We start from the raw sequence: 16,675 nt of genomic DNA, 5'->3' as shown, positions 1-16,675 counted from the left end.
CCATGGCCATCGAACGCACCCTCTCCATCATCAAGCCCGACGCTGTCGCCAAGAACGTCATCGGTCAGATCTATGCCCGCTTCGAAGCCGCCGGCCTCAAGATTGTGGCCGCCCGCATGGCCCACCTGTCGCGCGGTGAAGCCGAAGCGTTCTACGCCGTGCACAAGGAACGTCCCTTCTTCAAGGATCTGGTCGATTTCATGGTCTCCGGCCCGGTGATGATCCAGGCCCTGGAAGGCGAGAACGCCATCCTGAAGAACCGTGACCTGATGGGCGCCACCGACCCCAAGAAGGCTGCTGCCGGCACGATCCGCGCCGACTTCGCCGACAGCATCGACGCCAACGCCGTGCACGGCTCCGACGCCGCTGAAACCGCCGCTCAAGAAATCGCTTTCTTCTTCGCCGGCCTCAACGTTTTCTCCCGCTAAGCGGCTGCCCCGCTCAAATATGCGATGACGGCCAACCTGCTCGACTTCGATCTAGAAGGCTTGGCCGCATTCTGCGAGCGGCTCGGAGAAAAACGCTTCCGCGCGACGCAGCTGTTCCGCTGGATCCACCAGCGCGGCGCGTCCGATTTCGACCAGATGAGCGATCTGGCGAAGTCGTTGCGCGGCAAACTCAAGACCGCGGCCCATGTCGAGGGCCTGCGTGTCATCAGCCAGCACGAATCCACCGACGGCACGATCAAGTGGTTGTTCGACGTGGGTGCTGGCGATGCGGTCGAGGCCGTTTTCATTCCTGAAGACGACCGCGGCACGCTTTGCATCTCTTCCCAAGCCGGCTGCGCCGTGGGTTGCCGTTTCTGCTCGACCGGCCACCAGGGCTTCAGCCGCAACCTGACCACGGGCGAAATCGTCGCCCAGCTCTGGTTCGCCGAACATTTCCTGCGCAAGCACCTGGGCCGCGACGAACGCATCGTCTCCAACGTGGTCATGATGGGCATGGGCGAGCCGCTGCAGAACTACAACGCCTTGGTGCCCGCGCTGCGCGTGATGCTCGACGACCACGGCTACGGCCTGTCGCGGCGCCGGGTCACCGTGTCCACCTCCGGCGTGGTGCCGATGATCGACCGGCTCGGCAACGACTGCCCGGTGGCCTTGGCGGTGTCGCTGCATGCGCCGAACAACGCGCTGCGCGACAACCTCGTGCCGCTGAACAAGAAGTACCCGCTGGCCGAACTCATGGACGCGTGCAACCGCTACCTCGACCATGCGCCGCGCGACTTCATCACCTTCGAATACTGCATGCTCGACGGCGTGAACGACACGCCCGAGCATGCGCAGCAACTCATCGAACTCGTGCAGCGGCATCGCCGGCCCGGCGTCTGGTGCAAGTTCAACCTGATTCCGTTCAATCCGTTTCCCGCGTCGGGCCTGCTGCGCTCGCCCGCACCACGCGTCGCAGCCTTCTCCAAAATGTTGGCCGATGCGGGCATCGTCACCACGGTGCGCAAGACGCGCGGCGACGACATCGACGCCGCCTGCGGACAACTCGCCGGCGACGTGAAGGACCGCACCCGCGTGGCCTCCCGCATGGCGCAGCAGCGCACCATCATGCTCAAACAAGCCGCGCCCGAGACGGCGGCGATCAAGGACTCATGAGGATGGCGACAACAATTCGTGGATGGATGCCGCTGTGGGCCGGCATGTTCGCCGGGTGCCTGGGCGCGCTGTCGGGTTGCACCACGACCACCACCGGCCCCGCGCCGATGACGCCGGCGCCGCGCATCCAGCCGGTCGAGAACCGGCCCGACCTGATGACCGAATCCGACGAGCCGGAAGCCCGCAAGCGTGCCCGCGTGCGGTTGCAGCTGGCTGTCGGCTATTTCGAGCAGGGACAGACCACGGTGGCGCTCGACGAGCTGAAACAGTCGCTCAACATCGACCCGAGCTTCTCCGAGGCCTACAACCTGCGCGGCCTGATCTACATGCGGCTCAACGATCCCAGGTTGGCCGAGGACAGTTTCCAGCGTGCCATTTCGCTGAATCCGCGCGAGGCCAACGGCCTGCACAACTACGGCTGGTTGCTATGCACCCAGGGCCGCTATGCCGACGCGGACCAGCTGTTCAACCAGGCGCTCGCCAACCCTACCTATGGCGGCCGGGCCAAGACGTTCATGGCGCAGGGCCTGTGCCAGCAGAGCGCGGGCCGGCTCGCCGACGCCGAGCGCAGCCTGGCGCGCTCCTACGAGCTCGACGCGGGCAACCCGATCACCGGCTTCAACCTGGCGAGCCTGCTGTTCCAGCGCGGCGAGCTGGTGCGCGCGCAGTTCTACATCCGCCGCATCAACAACTCCGAACTGGCCAATGCGGAGTCGCTGTGGCTGGGCATCAAGGTCGAGCGCCAGATGCAGAATGACGAGGCCATGCGGCAACTCGCCGAGCAATTGAGAAAGCGTTTCGGCCAGTCGAAAGAAATGGCGTCCTACGAGCGGAGAGCATTCAATGAGTGAGTTGGCCGATGCAACGACGGCGGGTGACGCAGGGCAGGGCGCCCGGATGACTGGGGATGCGGCAGCCTCGGCCGTGCACGCCGGCGCGCTGCTGCGCGAGGCGCGCGAGGCGCATGGCCTGCATGTCGCGGCCATGGCGTTTTCGCTGAAGGTGCCGGTGGCCAAGCTCGAAGCCCTGGAGGCCGGCCGGCTCGACCTGTTGCCCGACGTGACCTTCGCGCGCGGCTTGGCCGCGACCATCTGCCGCAATCTCAAGCTCGATCCGGCCCCCGTGCTCGAACTGCTGCCGCGCAACGCGGCCGCCCGCATGGGCGTGGAGGCGCCGTCGATCAACACGCCGTTCCGCCCGCCCGGCGACGGCCCCAGCTTCGCCGCGCGTGGCCGCCTCTTCAGCCCGGCGGTGATGGCCGTGATGGCGCTGTTGGTCGGCGCCGTGCTGCTGCTGGTCTGGCCGAGCATGCACGAGGACACCAGTGTGGCCAACGAGCCGCCGCCTCCGCCCCTGATGGACCCCACGGCCGCCGCGCCCCAGGAGCCGGCCTCCGTACCGGTGGTGGAAACCCCGGCGCCCGCCGAATCCTCTCCGGCACTGGCCGCATCGGCTCCGGCGATCGCCGTGCCCGCAGCCGGTCTGTTCGCCGTCACCGCCAGGGGCGAGTCCTGGGTCAAGGTCACCGACGCCAAGGGCGTGGTGGGGCTGAACCGCGTCGTCAAACCCGGCGAGACCGTGCAGCTCGACGGCACGCCGCCGCTGGCCGTCGTCGTCGGCCGTGCCGACGAGGTGCAGGTGCAGGTGCGCGGCCAGCCGCTGGACATCAAGCCGATGACCAAAGTCAACGTTGCACGTTTCGAGGTGAAGTAGTGGACGACCAACCGATTCCAATCGAGCCCGTTGCACCAGTGCAGCGCGACACCCTGCAGGCCCAGGTGCGCTGGGGCGAGCGTGTCGTCACCGTCGGCGGCGGTGCGCCCGTGCGGGTGCAGTCGATGACCAACACCGACACGGTGGACGCCATCGGCACCGCGATCCAGATCAAGGAGCTGGCGCTGGCCGGCTCGGAACTGGTGCGGCTCACGGTGAACACGCCCGAGGCCGCGGCCGCCGTGCCCTACATCCGCGAGCAGCTCGACCGCATGGGCATCGACGTGCCGCTGATCGGCGATTTCCACTACAACGGCCACCGCCTGCTCACCGAGGTGCCGGCCTGCGCCGAGGCCTTGTCCAAATACCGCATCAACCCCGGCAACGTCGGCAAGGGCGACAAGCGCGACAAGCAGTTCGGCCAGATGGTCGAGGCCGCGATCCGCTGGAACAAGCCCGTGCGCATCGGCGTGAACTGGGGCAGCCTCGACCAGGAACTGCTGGCCGGCATGATGGACGAGAACAGCCGTCGCCGCACGCCCTGGGATGCGAAGTCGGTGATGTACGAGGCGCTGATCACCTCGGCCATCGAATCCGCGCGCCGCGCCGAAGACATCGGCCTGCCGGCGCACCAGATCCTGCTGTCGTGCAAGGTCAGCGGCGTGCAGGACCTGATCTCGGTCTACCGGGCCCTGGCCCAGCGCTGCAAGTACGCCTTGCACCTCGGCCTGACCGAAGCCGGCATGGGTACCAAGGGCACGGTCGCCTCGGCGGCGGCATTGGGCATCCTGCTGCAGGACGGCATCGGCGACACCATCCGCGTCTCGCTCACGCCGCAGCCCGGCGAAGCGCGCACGCAGGAGGTGGTGATCGCCTCCGAGATCCTGCAGTCGCTCGGTCTGCGCAGCTTCGTGCCCAGCGTCACCGCCTGCCCCGGCTGTGGTCGCACCACCAGCACCACCTTCCAGGAACTGACCAAGGAGATCGACGATTTCCTGCGCGCGCAGATGCCGGTGTGGCGTGCCCGCTACCCCGGTGTGGAGAAGATGAAGGTCGCGGTGATGGGCTGCATCGTCAACGGCCCGGGCGAAAGCAAGCACGCCGATATCGGCATCAGCCTGCCCGGCACCGGCGAGGCGCCGGCCGCGCCGGTCTACATCGACGGCGAGAAAAGCGTGACCCTGCGCGGCGACAACATCGCGCAGGACTTCCGGGCGCTGGTCGAGAACTACATCGAGAAACGCTTCGGCGCCGCCGCCACGGCCTGAATCCGGCCTGCCGCCGGTTGACATCCCAAAGTGCCGTCCGCGCAGTTCACATCTGCGCAGGCAGCTATGAATCAAATAGCAATACCAAGAACATGGCTGACAAACTGAGCGCCGTCAAAGGCATGAACGACATCCTGCCGGCCGAGTCCGCCCGCTGGGAGTGGCTCGAAGGCACGGTACGCGAGATCATGGCGCGCTACGCCTACCGCAACATCCGCACCCCCATCGTGGAGCACACCGCGCTGTTCGTGCGCGGCATCGGCGAGGTGACCGACATTGTCGAGAAGGAGATGTATTCCTTCGAGGACAAGCTCAATGGCGAAAAGCTCACGCTGCGCCCGGAGAACACCGCCAGCGTGGTGCGCGCGGTCACCGAACATTCGCTGCTGTACGACGGCGGTAAGCGCCTCTGGTACACCGGCCCGATGTTCCGCCACGAACGCCCGCAGCGCGGCCGCTACCGCCAGTTCCACCAGATTGGCGCCGAGGCGCTGGGCTTTGCGGGGCCCGATGTCGACGCCGAACTGATCCTGCTGGCGGCGTCGTTGTGGAAGGCCATCGGGCTGACCGACGTGCGGCTCGAGCTCAACAGCCTGGGCCAGCCGGCCGAGCGGGCGGCGCACCGCATCGAGCTCATCGCCCATTTCGAGCAACACGCCGACCAGCTCGACGAAGACGGCCGGCGCCGGCTGCACAGCAACCCGCTGCGCATCCTGGACACCAAGAACCCGGCGATGAAAGCCGTGGTGGAAGCCGCGCCGAAACTGATCGACTTCCTGGGCGCGGCGTCGCTTGCGCATTTCAACGGCCTGCGCGCCATCCTCGATGCCAACGGCGTCGAATACACCATCAACCCGCGCCTCGTGCGCGGGCTCGACTACTACAACCTCACGGTGTTCGAATTCGTGACCGACCGCCTCGGTGCGCAGGGCACGGTCTGCGCCGGCGGGCGCTACGACGACCTGATCGCCCAGATGGGCGGCAAACCCGCGCCGGCGGTGGGCTGGGCCATGGGGGTGGAGCGCGTGCTCGAACTCGTGAAGGAGCAGGGCGCGGCCGTGCCGGCGCCGGTGCCCGACGTCTATGCCGTGGTGCCCGACGCGGCCGCCATGCCGGTGGTGCTGCGCACGCTGCAGCAACTGCGCGATGCGGGCCTGCGGGTGCAGATGCATGCGGCTACGGCCGATGGCCTGGGCAGCTTCAAGTCGCAGTTCAAGAAGGCCGACGCCAGCGGGGCGCGTTATGCGCTGGTGTTCGGCGGCGACGAGCTCGCGCGTGGCGAGGTCACCGTCAAATCGCTGCGCGACGGCCCCGAGGCCGGTGGTGCGCAGCGCACCGAATCCCTGGCCGATGTGGCCGCCTGGGCGCCGAAACTACAAACCCTACAATCACCGACTTGACTCTGGAACCCTCATGGCAACGCATCTCGACCTCGAAGAACAAGAACAGCTTGACCAGATCAAGCACTTCTGGAAGCAATACGGCAATCTCATCAGCTGGCTGCTGATCGCCGTGCTCGGCGCCTTCGCCGCCTGGAACTTCTACAACTACTGGAACAGCCGGCAGGCCGCCCAGGCCTCGGCCATGTTCGACGAGGTCGACCGCGCCGCGCAGTCCGGCGACGCGGCCCGGCTCGAACGTGCCTTCACCGACATGAAGGACAAGTTCGGCGGCACCAGCTATGCGCAGCAGGCCGGCCTGCTGGCGGGCAAGGGCCTGTTCGAGAAGGGCAACGTGGACGGGGCCAAGGCCGCGCTCACCTGGGTGGCGGACAAGGCCTCCGACGAGGGTTACCAGGCGATGGCGCGGCTGCGGCTGGCCAGTGTCGACGTCGAGGCCAAGGCCTACGACGATGCGCTCAAGCAGCTTTCCGCGACCTTCCCGGCGGAATACGCGCCGTTGGTGGCCGACCGCCGCGGCGACGTCTTCGCGCTGCAGGGCAAGAAGGCCGAAGCCATCGCCGAATACCAGAAGGCCTACTCCGCATTCGAGGAACGCAGCGACTACCGCCGCCTCGTCGAAATCAAGCTCAACGCACTCGGGGTCGATCCGCGCGGCGCGACGACCTCCACGGAGACCAAGAAGTGATGTTCAACAAGCGTTTTGCCCGGGTGTCAGCCGCGCTCGTCCTGGCCGCGGCCCTGGCGGCCTGTTCCAGCAACAAACCCAAGCCTGCCGAACTGCCGGCCAACGTGGCGCTGCTTGGCGTGCGCCAGGCCTGGAGCGCGAAGATCGGCGAAGTCTCCTTCCCGCTCGACGTCAACGTGCAGGGCAGCACCGTCACGCTGGCCAGCGTCAACGGCAACGTGGCGGCGCTCGACGCCCGCACCGGCCGCGAGCTGTGGCGCTTGGCGGTCGGCACGCCGCTGTCCGCGGGTGTGGGCAGCGACGGCCGGCTCTCGGCCGTGGTCACCACCGGCAACGAGCTGGTGACGATCGAGGCCGGCAAGGAAATCTGGCGCCAGAAACTCAACGCCCAGGCCTTCACCGCGCCCTTCGTGGCCGGCGGCCGCGTGTTCCTGCTGGCCGCCGACCGTTCGGTCTCGGCCTTCGACGGCCAGAGCGGGCGCCGCCTGTGGACACAGACGCGCACCGGCGAGCCGCTGGTGCTGTCACAGGGCGGCGTGCTGATGGCCGTGGGCGACACCCTGGTGGCGGGCTTGTCCGGCCGCATGGTCGGCCTGAACCCGGGCAACGGCAGCGTGCGCTGGGAGGCACCGATCGCCGCGCCACGCGGCACCAACGACGTGGAGCGCCTGGTCGATCTGGTCGGGCATACCAGCCGGGTGGGCGAGGTGGTTTGCGCGCGCGCGTTCCAGTCGAACGTCGGCTGCGTGAACACGACGCGTGGCACGCTGGTCTGGACCAAGCCGTCGGTCGGTTTCGAGGGCATCTCCGGCGACGACCGCCTGGTGTTCGGCTCCGAAGGCGATGGCAAGGTCGTGGCCTGGCAACGTGCCGACGGCACATCCGCCTGGAGCACCGACCACCTCAAATACCGGGTGCTCACCGCGCCGCTGGCCGTGGGCCGTTCCGTGGCCGTCGGCGACAACACCGGCCTGGTGCATTTTCTCTCGCGCGAGGACGGTTCCCCGCTGACTCGACTCACCACGGACGGCTCGCCGATCGCGGCAGCGCCCGTCCTTGCGGGAGACACCGTGGTGGTGGTCACTCGCAACGGCGGCATCTTTGGCTTCCAACCAGAATAACGCCGGTTAACTCCCACTTCATGAAACCTGTTCTCGCCCTGGTCGGGCGCCCCAATGTCGGCAAATCCACCCTGTTCAACCGGCTGACCAAGTCGCGCGACGCCATCGTGGCCGACTTCGCCGGGCTCACGCGCGACCGCCACTACGGCAATGGCCGCCAGGGCAAACACGAATATATCGTCATCGACACCGGCGGCTTCGAGCCCGATGCCACCAGTGGCATCTACAAGGAGATGGCCAAGCAGACGCGCCAGGCCGTGGCCGAGGCCGATGTGGTGATCTTCGTGGTCGATGCCCGCGCCGGCCTGTCCGCGCAGGACCACGACATTGCCAACTACCTGCGCCGCCTGGGCAAGCCCTGCGTGCTGGTGGCCAACAAGGCCGAGGGCATGACCGAGGGCCATCAGCTGGCCGACTTCTACGAACTCGGCCTGGGTGAGGTGTATCCGGTTTCCGCCGCGCACGGCCAGGGCATCCGCAGCCTGGTCGACTTGGCGCTGGCGCCGTTGAACCTGCCCGACGAGGACGAGGAAGAAGCCGGCATCGACGCCGGTGTCACGAAGCTGGCCGTGGCCGGCCGGCCCAACGTCGGCAAATCCACGCTGATCAACACCTGGCTCGGCGAGGAGCGGCTGGTGGCCTTCGACATGCCGGGCACCACGCGCGACGCGATCACCGTGCCGTTCGAACGCAACGGCCACCGTTTCGAGCTCATCGACACGGCCGGCCTGCGCCGCCGCGGCAAGGTCTTCGAGGCCATCGAGAAATTCTCGGTGGTGAAGACGCTGCAGGCCATCGAGACCTGCAACGTGGTGCTGCTGCTCATCGATGCCACGCAAGGTGTGACCGATCAGGACGCCCACATCGCCGGCTACGTGCTGGAAAGTGGCCGGGCGGTGGTGGTTGCTGTCAACAAATGGGACGCGGTGGATGCGTACCAGCGCGAACTCGTGCAGCGTTCCATCGAAACCCGGCTGGCCTTCCTGAAGTTCGCCTCGATGCACTTCATCTCGGCCGAGAAGCGCCAGGGCCTGGGTCCGCTGTGGGCCTCGATCCTGCAGGCGCACAAGGCCGCGACGTGCAAGATGTCCACGCCGGTGCTGACCCGGCTGCTGCTCGAGGCCGTGCAGTTCCAGAGCCCGAAGCGCGCCGGCATGTTCCGCCCCAAGCTGCGTTACGCGCACCAGGGCGGCATGAATCCGCCGGTGATCGTGATCCACGGCAATTCGCTCGAGCACGTGACCGACGCCTACAAACGCTTCCTCGAGGGCCGGTTCCGCAAGGAATTCAACCTCGTCGGCACGCCGCTGCGTATCGAAATGAAGACATCTGCGAACCCTTTTACCGATAAAGACAAGTAGAGGACTGGCAGAGTCTCAATAAATTTGCTAGGGGTTTACGGGGTGGAACGCAAGTCCTGCTAACCCTGTGGTAAGGTCTGTTCTTCATTAACAACTTCACAACACGGAGAATATCGTGAGCAATAAAGGGCAGCTCTTGCAAGACCCATTTCTCAATACCCTGCGTCGCGAACATGTGCCGGTGTCGATTTACCTCGTCAACGGTATCAAGCTCCAGGGCCAGATTGAGTCTTTTGACCAATATGTTGTGCTGTTGCGCAATACCGTGACCCAGATGGTCTACAAACACGCCATCTCCACCATCGTCCCAGGCCGTGCCGTGAATTTCTCGACCGCCGAAGATGCCGCGACCGAGGCAGGCAGCTGATCTCCAGCCGCGCTCCCTTCCCCTAGCCGAACGCCCATTGCGGCGTTCGCGCTTTTGGACTCTCGCAAAACACCCACCTGACCCGCACCTGATTTGAGTTCGCCCCAAAGTTCGTCCCAAGGTTCATCCGAGGGGCCCGAAAAATCCACGGCACTGGCCATCCTGGTCGGCGTCGATCTGGGCCTGCCCCACTACGACCCGGAACTCGACGAATTGGGCCTGCTGGCCGAAACCGCCGGCATGCGCGTCGTGGCGCGCATCAGCTGCAAGCGCCGCGCCCCCGATGCCGCGCTGTTCGTCGGCAGCGGCAAGGCCGACGAGATCAAGTTGCTGGCCCAGATGCACGGCGCCACCGAAATCCTGTTCGACCAGAGCCTGAGCCCGGCGCAGCAGCGCAACCTCGAGCGTCACATCGAGTTGCCGGTGAACGACCGCACGTTGCTGATCCTGACCATCTTCGCCCAGCGCGCACGCAGCCACGAAGGCAAGCTGCAGGTCGAACTCGCGCGGCTGCAATACCTCACGACGCGCCTCGTGCGGCGCTGGTCGCACCTGGAGCGGCAAAGCGGCGGCATCGGCATGCGCGGCGGCCCGGGCGAGAAGCAGATCGAACTCGACCGCCGCATGCTCGGCGAGTCGATCAAGCGCACCAAGGAACGCCTGGCCAAGGTGGTGAAACAACGCAGCACCCAGCGTCGCCAGCGTGCGCGACGCGACGCTTTCACGATTTCCCTCGTCGGCTACACCAATGCCGGCAAGTCCACGCTGTTCAACGCGCTGGTGAAGGCGCGCGCCTATGCGGCCGACCAGCTGTTCGCGACGCTGGACACGACCACACGCCAGCTGTACCTCGGCGAAGCGGGGCGCTCGGTGTCACTCTCCGACACCGTGGGTTTCATCCGCGACCTGCCGCACGGCTTGATCGACGCCTTCCGCGCCACGTTGCAGGAAGCCGCCGACGCCGACCTGCTGATCCACGTCGTCGATGCCGCGAATCCCGGCTTTCCCGAGCAGATGGCGGAGGTGCAGACCGTGCTGCGCGAAATCGGCGCAGGCGAGGTGCCGCAACTGCTGGTCTTCAACAAGCTCGACGCCCTTGATGACGAGCGCCGGCCGCTGACGATGCAGGACACGATGGAAGTCGATGGCCAGCAGGTGCCCCGGTTGTTCGTGAGCGCCAGGAACGGCGAGGGGCTGGCTGCACTGCGCCTGCAGCTCGCGGAAATGGCCAAAGCCGTGCCGGTGGAGCTTGCCGTCGGCGCTACGGTCGAGCATTCCCCTGAACTCCTTGAGGCCGATGCCCGATTGGGCACAATTGGACAATGAAAACAGAGAGACTTGAACGCATGAACATCACTCCACCGGCGTTGGGCCGGGCCGGGCAGACCGGCTGGGTCGGGTTGCGCGGCCGCATCCGAGGCATGTTCAACCTGAACGATCCGCGTTGGGGTCGTGGTGACGACAAGTCCTCCGATGGACGAGACCGTCCGGAAAACAACAACCGGCCGGACAACGAGCGGCCGTCCGAGCCACCGCGCAACCAGCCCGGTCGTAACCAGAATTCCGGCAACCAGGGCCCGCCCGATCTGGACGAGCTGTGGCGTGACTTCAACCGCAAGCTCGGCGGCCTCTTTGGCGGCAAGGGTGGCGGCCGTTTCGGCGGCAACAACGGAAACAACGGCAATGGCAACGGTGGCGGCGGGGGGTTTCAGCCCGACATGAAGAGCACCGGCATCGGCATCGGCCTGATCGCCGGCGTGGTCGTGCTGATCTGGCTCGGCACCGGCTTCTTCATCGTGCAGGAAGGTCAGCAGGCGGTGATCACGCAGTTCGGCCGCTACAAGAATACGGTCGGCGCGGGTTTCAACTGGCGCCTGCCGTACCCGATCCAGCGCCACGAACTGGTCTACGTGAGCCAGATCCGCTCGGTGGACGTGGGCCGTGACTCGGTGATCAAGGCCACGGGGCTGCGCGAATCGGCGATGCTGACCGAAGACGAGAACATCGTCGAGATCAAGTTCGCGGTGCAGTACCGCCTGAACAACGCCCAGGCTTTCCTCTACGAAAGCAAGGACCCGACCGGCGCGGTGGTGCAGGCGGCCGAGACCGCGGTGCGCGAAGTCGTCGGCAAGATGAAGATGGATTCGGCGCTCGCCGAGGAGCGCGACCAGATCGGCCCGCGCGTGCGTACGCTGATGCAGACCATCCTGGACCGCTACAAGGTCGGCATCGAAGTCGTCGGCATCAACCTGCAGCAAAGCGGCGTGCGGCCGCCCGAGCAGGTGCAGGCCGCGTTCGACGATGTGCTCAAGGCCGGCCAGGAGCGCGAACGCGCGAAGAACGAGGCTCAGGCCTATGCCAACGACGTGGTGCCGCGCGCCGTGGGTTCGGCCTCGCGCCTGAAGGAAGAAGCCGACGCCTACAAGGCCCGCATCGTGGCCCAGGCCGATGGTGATGCCCAGCGTTTCCGCTCGGTGCTGGCCGAGTACCAGAAGGCGCCGCAGGTGACGCGCGACCGCATGTACCTCGACAGCATGCAGCAGATCTACAGCAACGTGACCAAGGTGCTCGTCGATTCGCGCCAGGGCTCGAACCTGCTGTACCTGCCGCTGGACAAGATCATGCAGCAGTCGGCCCAGCAGGCGACCGCCTCGGGCACTCTCGACAGCCAGGCTGGCACCGGCAGCACGCCGTCGCTGCCGAGCCTGCCGCCGGCCCTTTCCAACGATGCCCGCACGCGTGACAACTCGCGTTCGCGCGAGCGCGACGTGCGCTAGGAGACTATTTTGAATCGAGTCGGTTTTATCGCGTCTTCGCTGCTGGTGGTGCTGGCGCTGCTCAGCTCCATGTTGTTCGTCGTCGACCAGCGCCAGTTCGGCGTCGTCTACGCCCTGGGCCAGATCAAGGAAGTGATCACCGAGCCCGGCCTGCATTTCAAGTTGCCGCCGCCGTTCCAGAACGTGTCCTACCTCGACAAGCGCCTGCTCACGCTGGACAGCGTCGATGCCGAGCCGATGCTCACGGCCGAGAAGCAGCGCGTGGTGATCGACTGGTACGTGCGCTGGCGCGTCATCGATCCTTCGGAATACATCCGCAACGTGGGCCTGGACGAAAGCGCCGGTGCGAACCAGCTCAACCGGGTGGTGCGCAACGCGTTCCAGGAAGAGATCAACCGCCGCACGGTGAAGGATCTGCTGTCGCTCAAGCGCGAAGCGCTGATGGCCGACGTGAAGCGTGAGGTGCTCGACGTCGTCAAGGGCAGCAAGCCCTGGGGCGTCGACGTGATCGACGTGCGCATCACGCGGGTGGATTACGTGGAAGCCATCACCGAATCGGTGTACCGCCGCATGGAAGCCGAACGCAAACGCGTGGCCAACGAACTGCGTTCCACCGGCGCGGCCGAAGGCGAAAAGATCCGCGCGGACGCCGACCGCCAGCGTGAAGTGACGATTGCCAACGCCTACCGCGACGCGCAGAAGATCAAGGGCGAGGGCGATGCCCAGGCTTCCAAGCTCTATGCCGATGCCTTCGGTGCCGATCCGCAGTTCGCGCAGTTCTACCGCAGCCTCGACGCCTACAAGGCCAGCTTCAACAAGAAGAGCGACGTACTGGTGCTCGATCCGTCGTCGTCCGACTTCTTCAAGGCCATGCGTGGCGGTGGCGCCAGCGGCAATGCGGCCCCGGCCCCCGCCAGAAAATAAGAAGCCCGCTTGGACGCCGACACCCTGTGGGCGGCGCTGGCCCTGGTGCTGGTCATCGAGGGTCTGCTCCCCTTCCTCTCGCCGCCGCGCTGGCGGCGCATGTTCGAACAGATCCTGCAGATGACCGACGGCCAGATCCGATTCTTCGGCCTTGGCAGCATGCTGCTCGGCCTGATCCTGCTGTGGCTGCTGACCTGACCTCCAAGACGTCACGGCATCCTTCCTGAGATACCGCGGAACTGGCTTTGCCAGGCCGCTGGTATCGCCCCCTGCAGGGGGGGAGGAGCGACACGAAGTGCGCGACTTGGGGGTGCGCCACAAACCCCCGGTAAAATCCGTTTTTTAACAGCCCCCGAAACTCCATGTCTGCTTGGGTCCTGCCGGATCACATTGCCGATGTTCTGCCCTCCGAGGCCCGGCACATCGAAGAACTGCGTCGTGAACTGCTCGACACCGCCCGCGCTTATGGCTACGAACTGGTCATGCCGCCGTTGCTGGAGCATCTCGAATCGCTGCTGACCGGCACCGGCGAGGCGCTCGATCTGCAGACCTTCAAACTCGTCGACCAGCTTTCGGGCCGCATGATGGGCCTGCGCGCCGACACCACGCCGCAGGTCGCCCGCATCGACGCGCATCTGCTGAACCGCCAGGGCGTGGCGCGGCTGTGCTACTGCGGCCCGGTGCTGCACACGCGACCCGACCGGCCGCATGCGACACGCGAGCCGTTGCAGTTCGGCGCCGAAATCTATGGCCATGCCGGGCTCGAGGCCGACCTCGAAATCCTGCACCTCGCGCTCGACTGCCTGCGCGCCACCCAGGTCCGGGGCCTGACCGTGGACATGGGCGACGCGCGCATCGTGCGTGCGTTGCTGGCCGACGTGGCGCTGGCACCGGGTCGCCTCGGCCCCCTGCACGCCGCGCTGGCGGCCAAGGATGCGAGCGAACTGGCCCTGTTGAGCCAGGATTTCCCCAAGACCGCGCGGGAAGGCCTGCTGGCCCTGGTCACGCTCTACGGTGACGCCAGCGTGCTCAACGAAGCTGAAAAGGTCCTGCCTGCGAACCCTGCGATCCGGCAGGCGCTGGCGCAGTTGAAACGGCTCGCGGCCGAGGTCGGTGACGGCCGGGTGAGCTTCGACCTGGCCGACCTGCGCGGTTACGCCTACTACAGTGGCGCCCGTTTCGCCATCTACGCCCAAGGCGCAAGCGATGCCCTGGTGCGCGGTGGGCGCTACGACGAAGTCGGCGCCGTGTTCGGCCGCAACCGGCCGGCGGTCGGCTTCAGCCTGGTCGACATCAAGCAGGTCGTGGGCGTGGTGGGTCCGCGCCCGCTGCGCGCGGCGATCCGCGCCCCCTGGGGCGACGCCGCCGATCTGCGCGCGGCGATCGCCGAGCTGCGCCGCCAGGGCGAAACCGTGGTCTGCGTGCTGCCGGGCCACGAGAGCGAAATCGAAGAATTCCATTGCGACCGCGTGCTGCAACAGGCGGCGGGGCAATGGACCGTGCAAGTTATTTGAGATATCCAAGAGTTGATCCGACATGAATACCGCAAACAAATCGATTCCCGGCCGCAACGTGGTCGTCGTGGGCACCCAGTGGGGTGACGAAGGCAAGGGCAAGCTGGTGGACTGGCTCACCGAAAGCGCGCAGGGCGTGGTGCGTTTCCAGGGCGGCCACAACGCCGGCCATACGCTGGTGATCAACGGCGTGAAGACCGCGCTGCACCTGATTCCGAGCGGCATCATGCGCCCCGGCGTCAAGTGCTACATCGGCAACGGCGTGGTGCTGTCTGCGGCCAAGCTGTTCGAGGAGATCGAAGGCCTGGAGAAAGCCGGGGTGGAGGTGCGTTCGCGCCTGCGCATCAGCGAAGCCTGCCCGCTGATCCTGCCGTTCCATGCGGCCATCGACATCGCGCGTGAGCTCGCGCGCGAGAAATGCGGCACCGAGAAAATCGGCACCACCGGCCGCGGCATCGGCCCGGCCTACGAAGACAAGATCGCGCGGCGCGCGCTGCGCGTGCAGGATTTGAAATACCCCGAGCGCTTCGCCGCCAAGCTGCGCGAGCTGCTGGAACTGCACAACTTCGTGCTCACGCAGTTCCTGCATGCCAAGCCCATCGATTTCGACACGGTCTACGCCGAATCGATGCGCCACGCCGAACTGCTCAAGCCGATGATGGCCGACGTCTCGCGCGAGTTGAACGACGCGCACAAGGCCGGCGCCAACCTGCTGTTCGAGGGTGCGCAGGGCACGCTGCTCGACGTGGACCACGGCACCTACCCGTACGTCACGTCCAGCAACTGCGTGGCCGGCAATGCGGCCGCAGGCTCGGGCGTCGGCCCGGGCATGCTGCATTACATCCTGGGCATCACCAAGGCCTATTGCACCCGTGTCGGCGGTGGTCCGTTCCCCACCGAGCTCGACTGGGAGAAGCCGGGCACGCCCGGCTACCACATGAGCACCATCGGCGCAGAGAAAGGCGTGACCACCGGCCGCAGCCGGCGTTGCGGCTGGTTCGACGCGGCCCTGCTCAAGCGCAGCGCCCAGGTCAACGGGCTGACCGGCCTGTGCATCACCAAGCTCGACGTGCTCGACGGCCTGGACAAACTCGAGCTCTGCACCGGCTACCAGCTCGACGGCGAACTCATTGACATCCTGCCCATGGGCGCAGAAGACATCGCCCGCTGCGTGCCGGTGTACGAAACCATCTCCGGCTGGAGCGATTCCACCGTCGGTGTGACCGAATACGACAAGCTGCCCGAGAATGCGCGCCTGTACCTGCAGCGCATCCAGGAAGTGACCGGCGTGCCGATCGCCATGATCTCCACCAGCCCCGACCGCGACCACACGATCATGATGCAGCATCCCTACCAGACGGAGATCACCCCATGCTGACCGAAGACGGCAAACACCTGTACGTCAGTTACGACGAGTACCACAACCTCATCGAGAAACTGGCGCTGAAGGTGCACCAGTCGGGCTGGGAGTTCGACAACATCCTGTGCCTGGCACGCGGCGGCATGCGGCCCGGCGACATCCTGTCGCGCATCTTCGACAAGCCGCTGGCCATCATGTCCACCAGTTCCTACCGTGCAGAAGCGGGCACGCGCCAGGGCAACCTGGACATCGCGCGCTTCATCACCACGCCCAAGGGCGAGATCGCCGGCAAGGTGCTGCTGGTCGACGACCTGGCCGACACCGGTGTCACGCTCAAGGCCGTGATCCAGCAGATCAAGACCAACTATGCGCCGATCACCGAGCTGCGCAGTGCCGTCATCTGGACCAAGGGCATTTCGACCTTCACACCCGATTATTCGGTCGAGTTCCTGCCGACCAACCCCTGGATCCACCAGCCGTTCGAAGGCTATGACGCGCTGCGGCCCGCGCAATTGCTGGAAAAGTGGAAACTCTGAACATCCGACCGGTGTTCGCCTCCTGAATCGACGAAGCCGGGCCAT

General features: G+C 66.2%; 17 protein-coding genes. All 17 read left to right on the top strand.

What is annotated here, in order from left to right:
• The first annotated feature begins 2 nt into the window (after window positions 1-2).
• The 17 genes from ndk (at window position 3) to RD110_RS18190 (ending at window position 16,630) form a co-directional block, all read left to right on the top strand.
• Entirely contained in the window at window positions 3-428 is a 426-nt protein-coding gene (gene ndk / locus RD110_RS18270) for a nucleoside-diphosphate kinase (protein ID WP_076200896.1), read from the top strand.
• A gap of 24 nt (window positions 429-452) precedes the next feature.
• Window positions 453-1,601, top strand: a complete 1,149-nt coding sequence (gene rlmN / locus RD110_RS18265) for a dual-specificity RNA methyltransferase RlmN (RefSeq protein WP_076200895.1) — start codon at window positions 453-455, stop codon at window positions 1,599-1,601.
• Entirely contained in the window at window positions 1,598-2,452 is an 855-nt protein-coding gene (gene pilW, locus RD110_RS18260) for a type IV pilus biogenesis/stability protein PilW (protein WP_076200893.1), read from the top strand. Before rlmN ends, pilW begins: the two co-directional genes overlap by 4 nt.
• Window positions 2,445-3,314: a helix-turn-helix domain-containing protein gene (locus RD110_RS18255; protein WP_157900241.1), complete on the top strand. Its 870-nt coding sequence runs from the start codon at window positions 2,445-2,447 to the stop codon at window positions 3,312-3,314. The genes pilW and RD110_RS18255 overlap by 8 nt, the downstream gene beginning before the upstream one ends.
• 14 nt (window positions 3,315-3,328) lie before the next feature.
• The gene (ispG, locus tag RD110_RS18250; protein WP_157900402.1) at window positions 3,329-4,582 is read left to right on the top strand and encodes a flavodoxin-dependent (E)-4-hydroxy-3-methylbut-2-enyl-diphosphate synthase; all 1,254 of its coding nucleotides are present in this window, start codon (window positions 3,329-3,331) and stop codon (window positions 4,580-4,582) included.
• A gap of 92 nt (window positions 4,583-4,674) precedes the next feature.
• A complete protein-coding gene (gene hisS, locus RD110_RS18245) occupies window positions 4,675-5,982 on the top strand; it encodes a histidine--tRNA ligase (protein ID WP_076200890.1) in 1,308 nt (435 codons plus the stop codon).
• Between the two features lie 13 nt (window positions 5,983-5,995).
• Window positions 5,996-6,670: a YfgM family protein gene (locus tag RD110_RS18240; RefSeq protein WP_076200882.1), complete on the top strand. Its 675-nt coding sequence runs from the start codon at window positions 5,996-5,998 to the stop codon at window positions 6,668-6,670.
• Window positions 6,670-7,791 carry an outer membrane protein assembly factor BamB gene (gene bamB, locus RD110_RS18235; RefSeq protein WP_076205231.1) on the top strand — a complete coding sequence of 374 codons (1,122 nt, stop codon included), beginning with the start codon at window positions 6,670-6,672 and terminating at the stop codon, window positions 7,789-7,791. Before RD110_RS18240 ends, bamB begins: the two co-directional genes overlap by 1 nt.
• Before the next feature lie 20 nt (window positions 7,792-7,811).
• Window positions 7,812-9,152: a ribosome biogenesis GTPase Der gene (gene der / locus RD110_RS18230; RefSeq protein ID WP_076200881.1), complete on the top strand. Its 1,341-nt coding sequence runs from the start codon at window positions 7,812-7,814 to the stop codon at window positions 9,150-9,152.
• Between the two features lie 115 nt (window positions 9,153-9,267).
• Window positions 9,268-9,519 (top strand): RNA chaperone Hfq, encoded by a 252-nt coding sequence (gene hfq / locus RD110_RS18225; RefSeq protein WP_076200879.1) that lies wholly within the window; start codon window positions 9,268-9,270, stop codon window positions 9,517-9,519.
• Between the two features lie 153 nt (window positions 9,520-9,672).
• Window positions 9,673-10,845, top strand: coding sequence for a GTPase HflX (gene hflX, locus RD110_RS18220; RefSeq protein ID WP_394329459.1), 1,173 nt, complete (start codon window positions 9,673-9,675; stop codon window positions 10,843-10,845).
• A gap of 20 nt (window positions 10,846-10,865) precedes the next feature.
• Entirely contained in the window at window positions 10,866-12,296 is a 1,431-nt protein-coding gene (hflK, locus tag RD110_RS18215; protein ID WP_076200877.1) for an FtsH protease activity modulator HflK, read from the top strand.
• A 9-nt stretch (window positions 12,297-12,305) separates the two neighbouring features.
• Window positions 12,306-13,220, top strand: coding sequence for a protease modulator HflC (gene hflC, locus RD110_RS18210; protein WP_076200876.1), 915 nt, complete (start codon window positions 12,306-12,308; stop codon window positions 13,218-13,220).
• 9 nt (window positions 13,221-13,229) lie between these two features.
• Window positions 13,230-13,418, top strand: a complete 189-nt coding sequence (locus tag RD110_RS18205) for a DUF2065 domain-containing protein (RefSeq protein WP_076200874.1) — start codon at window positions 13,230-13,232, stop codon at window positions 13,416-13,418.
• 164 nt (window positions 13,419-13,582) lie between these two features.
• Window positions 13,583-14,734: an ATP phosphoribosyltransferase regulatory subunit gene (locus RD110_RS18200; RefSeq protein WP_076200873.1), complete on the top strand. Its 1,152-nt coding sequence runs from the start codon at window positions 13,583-13,585 to the stop codon at window positions 14,732-14,734.
• 22 nt (window positions 14,735-14,756) lie between these two features.
• Window positions 14,757-16,112 carry an adenylosuccinate synthase gene (locus RD110_RS18195; RefSeq protein ID WP_076200871.1) on the top strand — a complete coding sequence of 452 codons (1,356 nt, stop codon included), beginning with the start codon at window positions 14,757-14,759 and terminating at the stop codon, window positions 16,110-16,112.
• Window positions 16,106-16,630: a phosphoribosyltransferase gene (locus RD110_RS18190; protein WP_076200870.1), complete on the top strand. Its 525-nt coding sequence runs from the start codon at window positions 16,106-16,108 to the stop codon at window positions 16,628-16,630. The genes RD110_RS18195 and RD110_RS18190 overlap by 7 nt, the downstream gene beginning before the upstream one ends.
• Window positions 16,631-16,675: the final 45 nt, after the last annotated feature.

The organism is Rhodoferax koreense (assembly GCF_001955695.1).
GTDB lineage: Bacteria > Pseudomonadota > Gammaproteobacteria > Burkholderiales > Burkholderiaceae_C > Rhodoferax_B > Rhodoferax_B koreensis.
The sequence above is the reverse complement of the archived record's forward strand: the minus strand, read 5'-3'. Positions and strand labels throughout refer to the sequence as shown.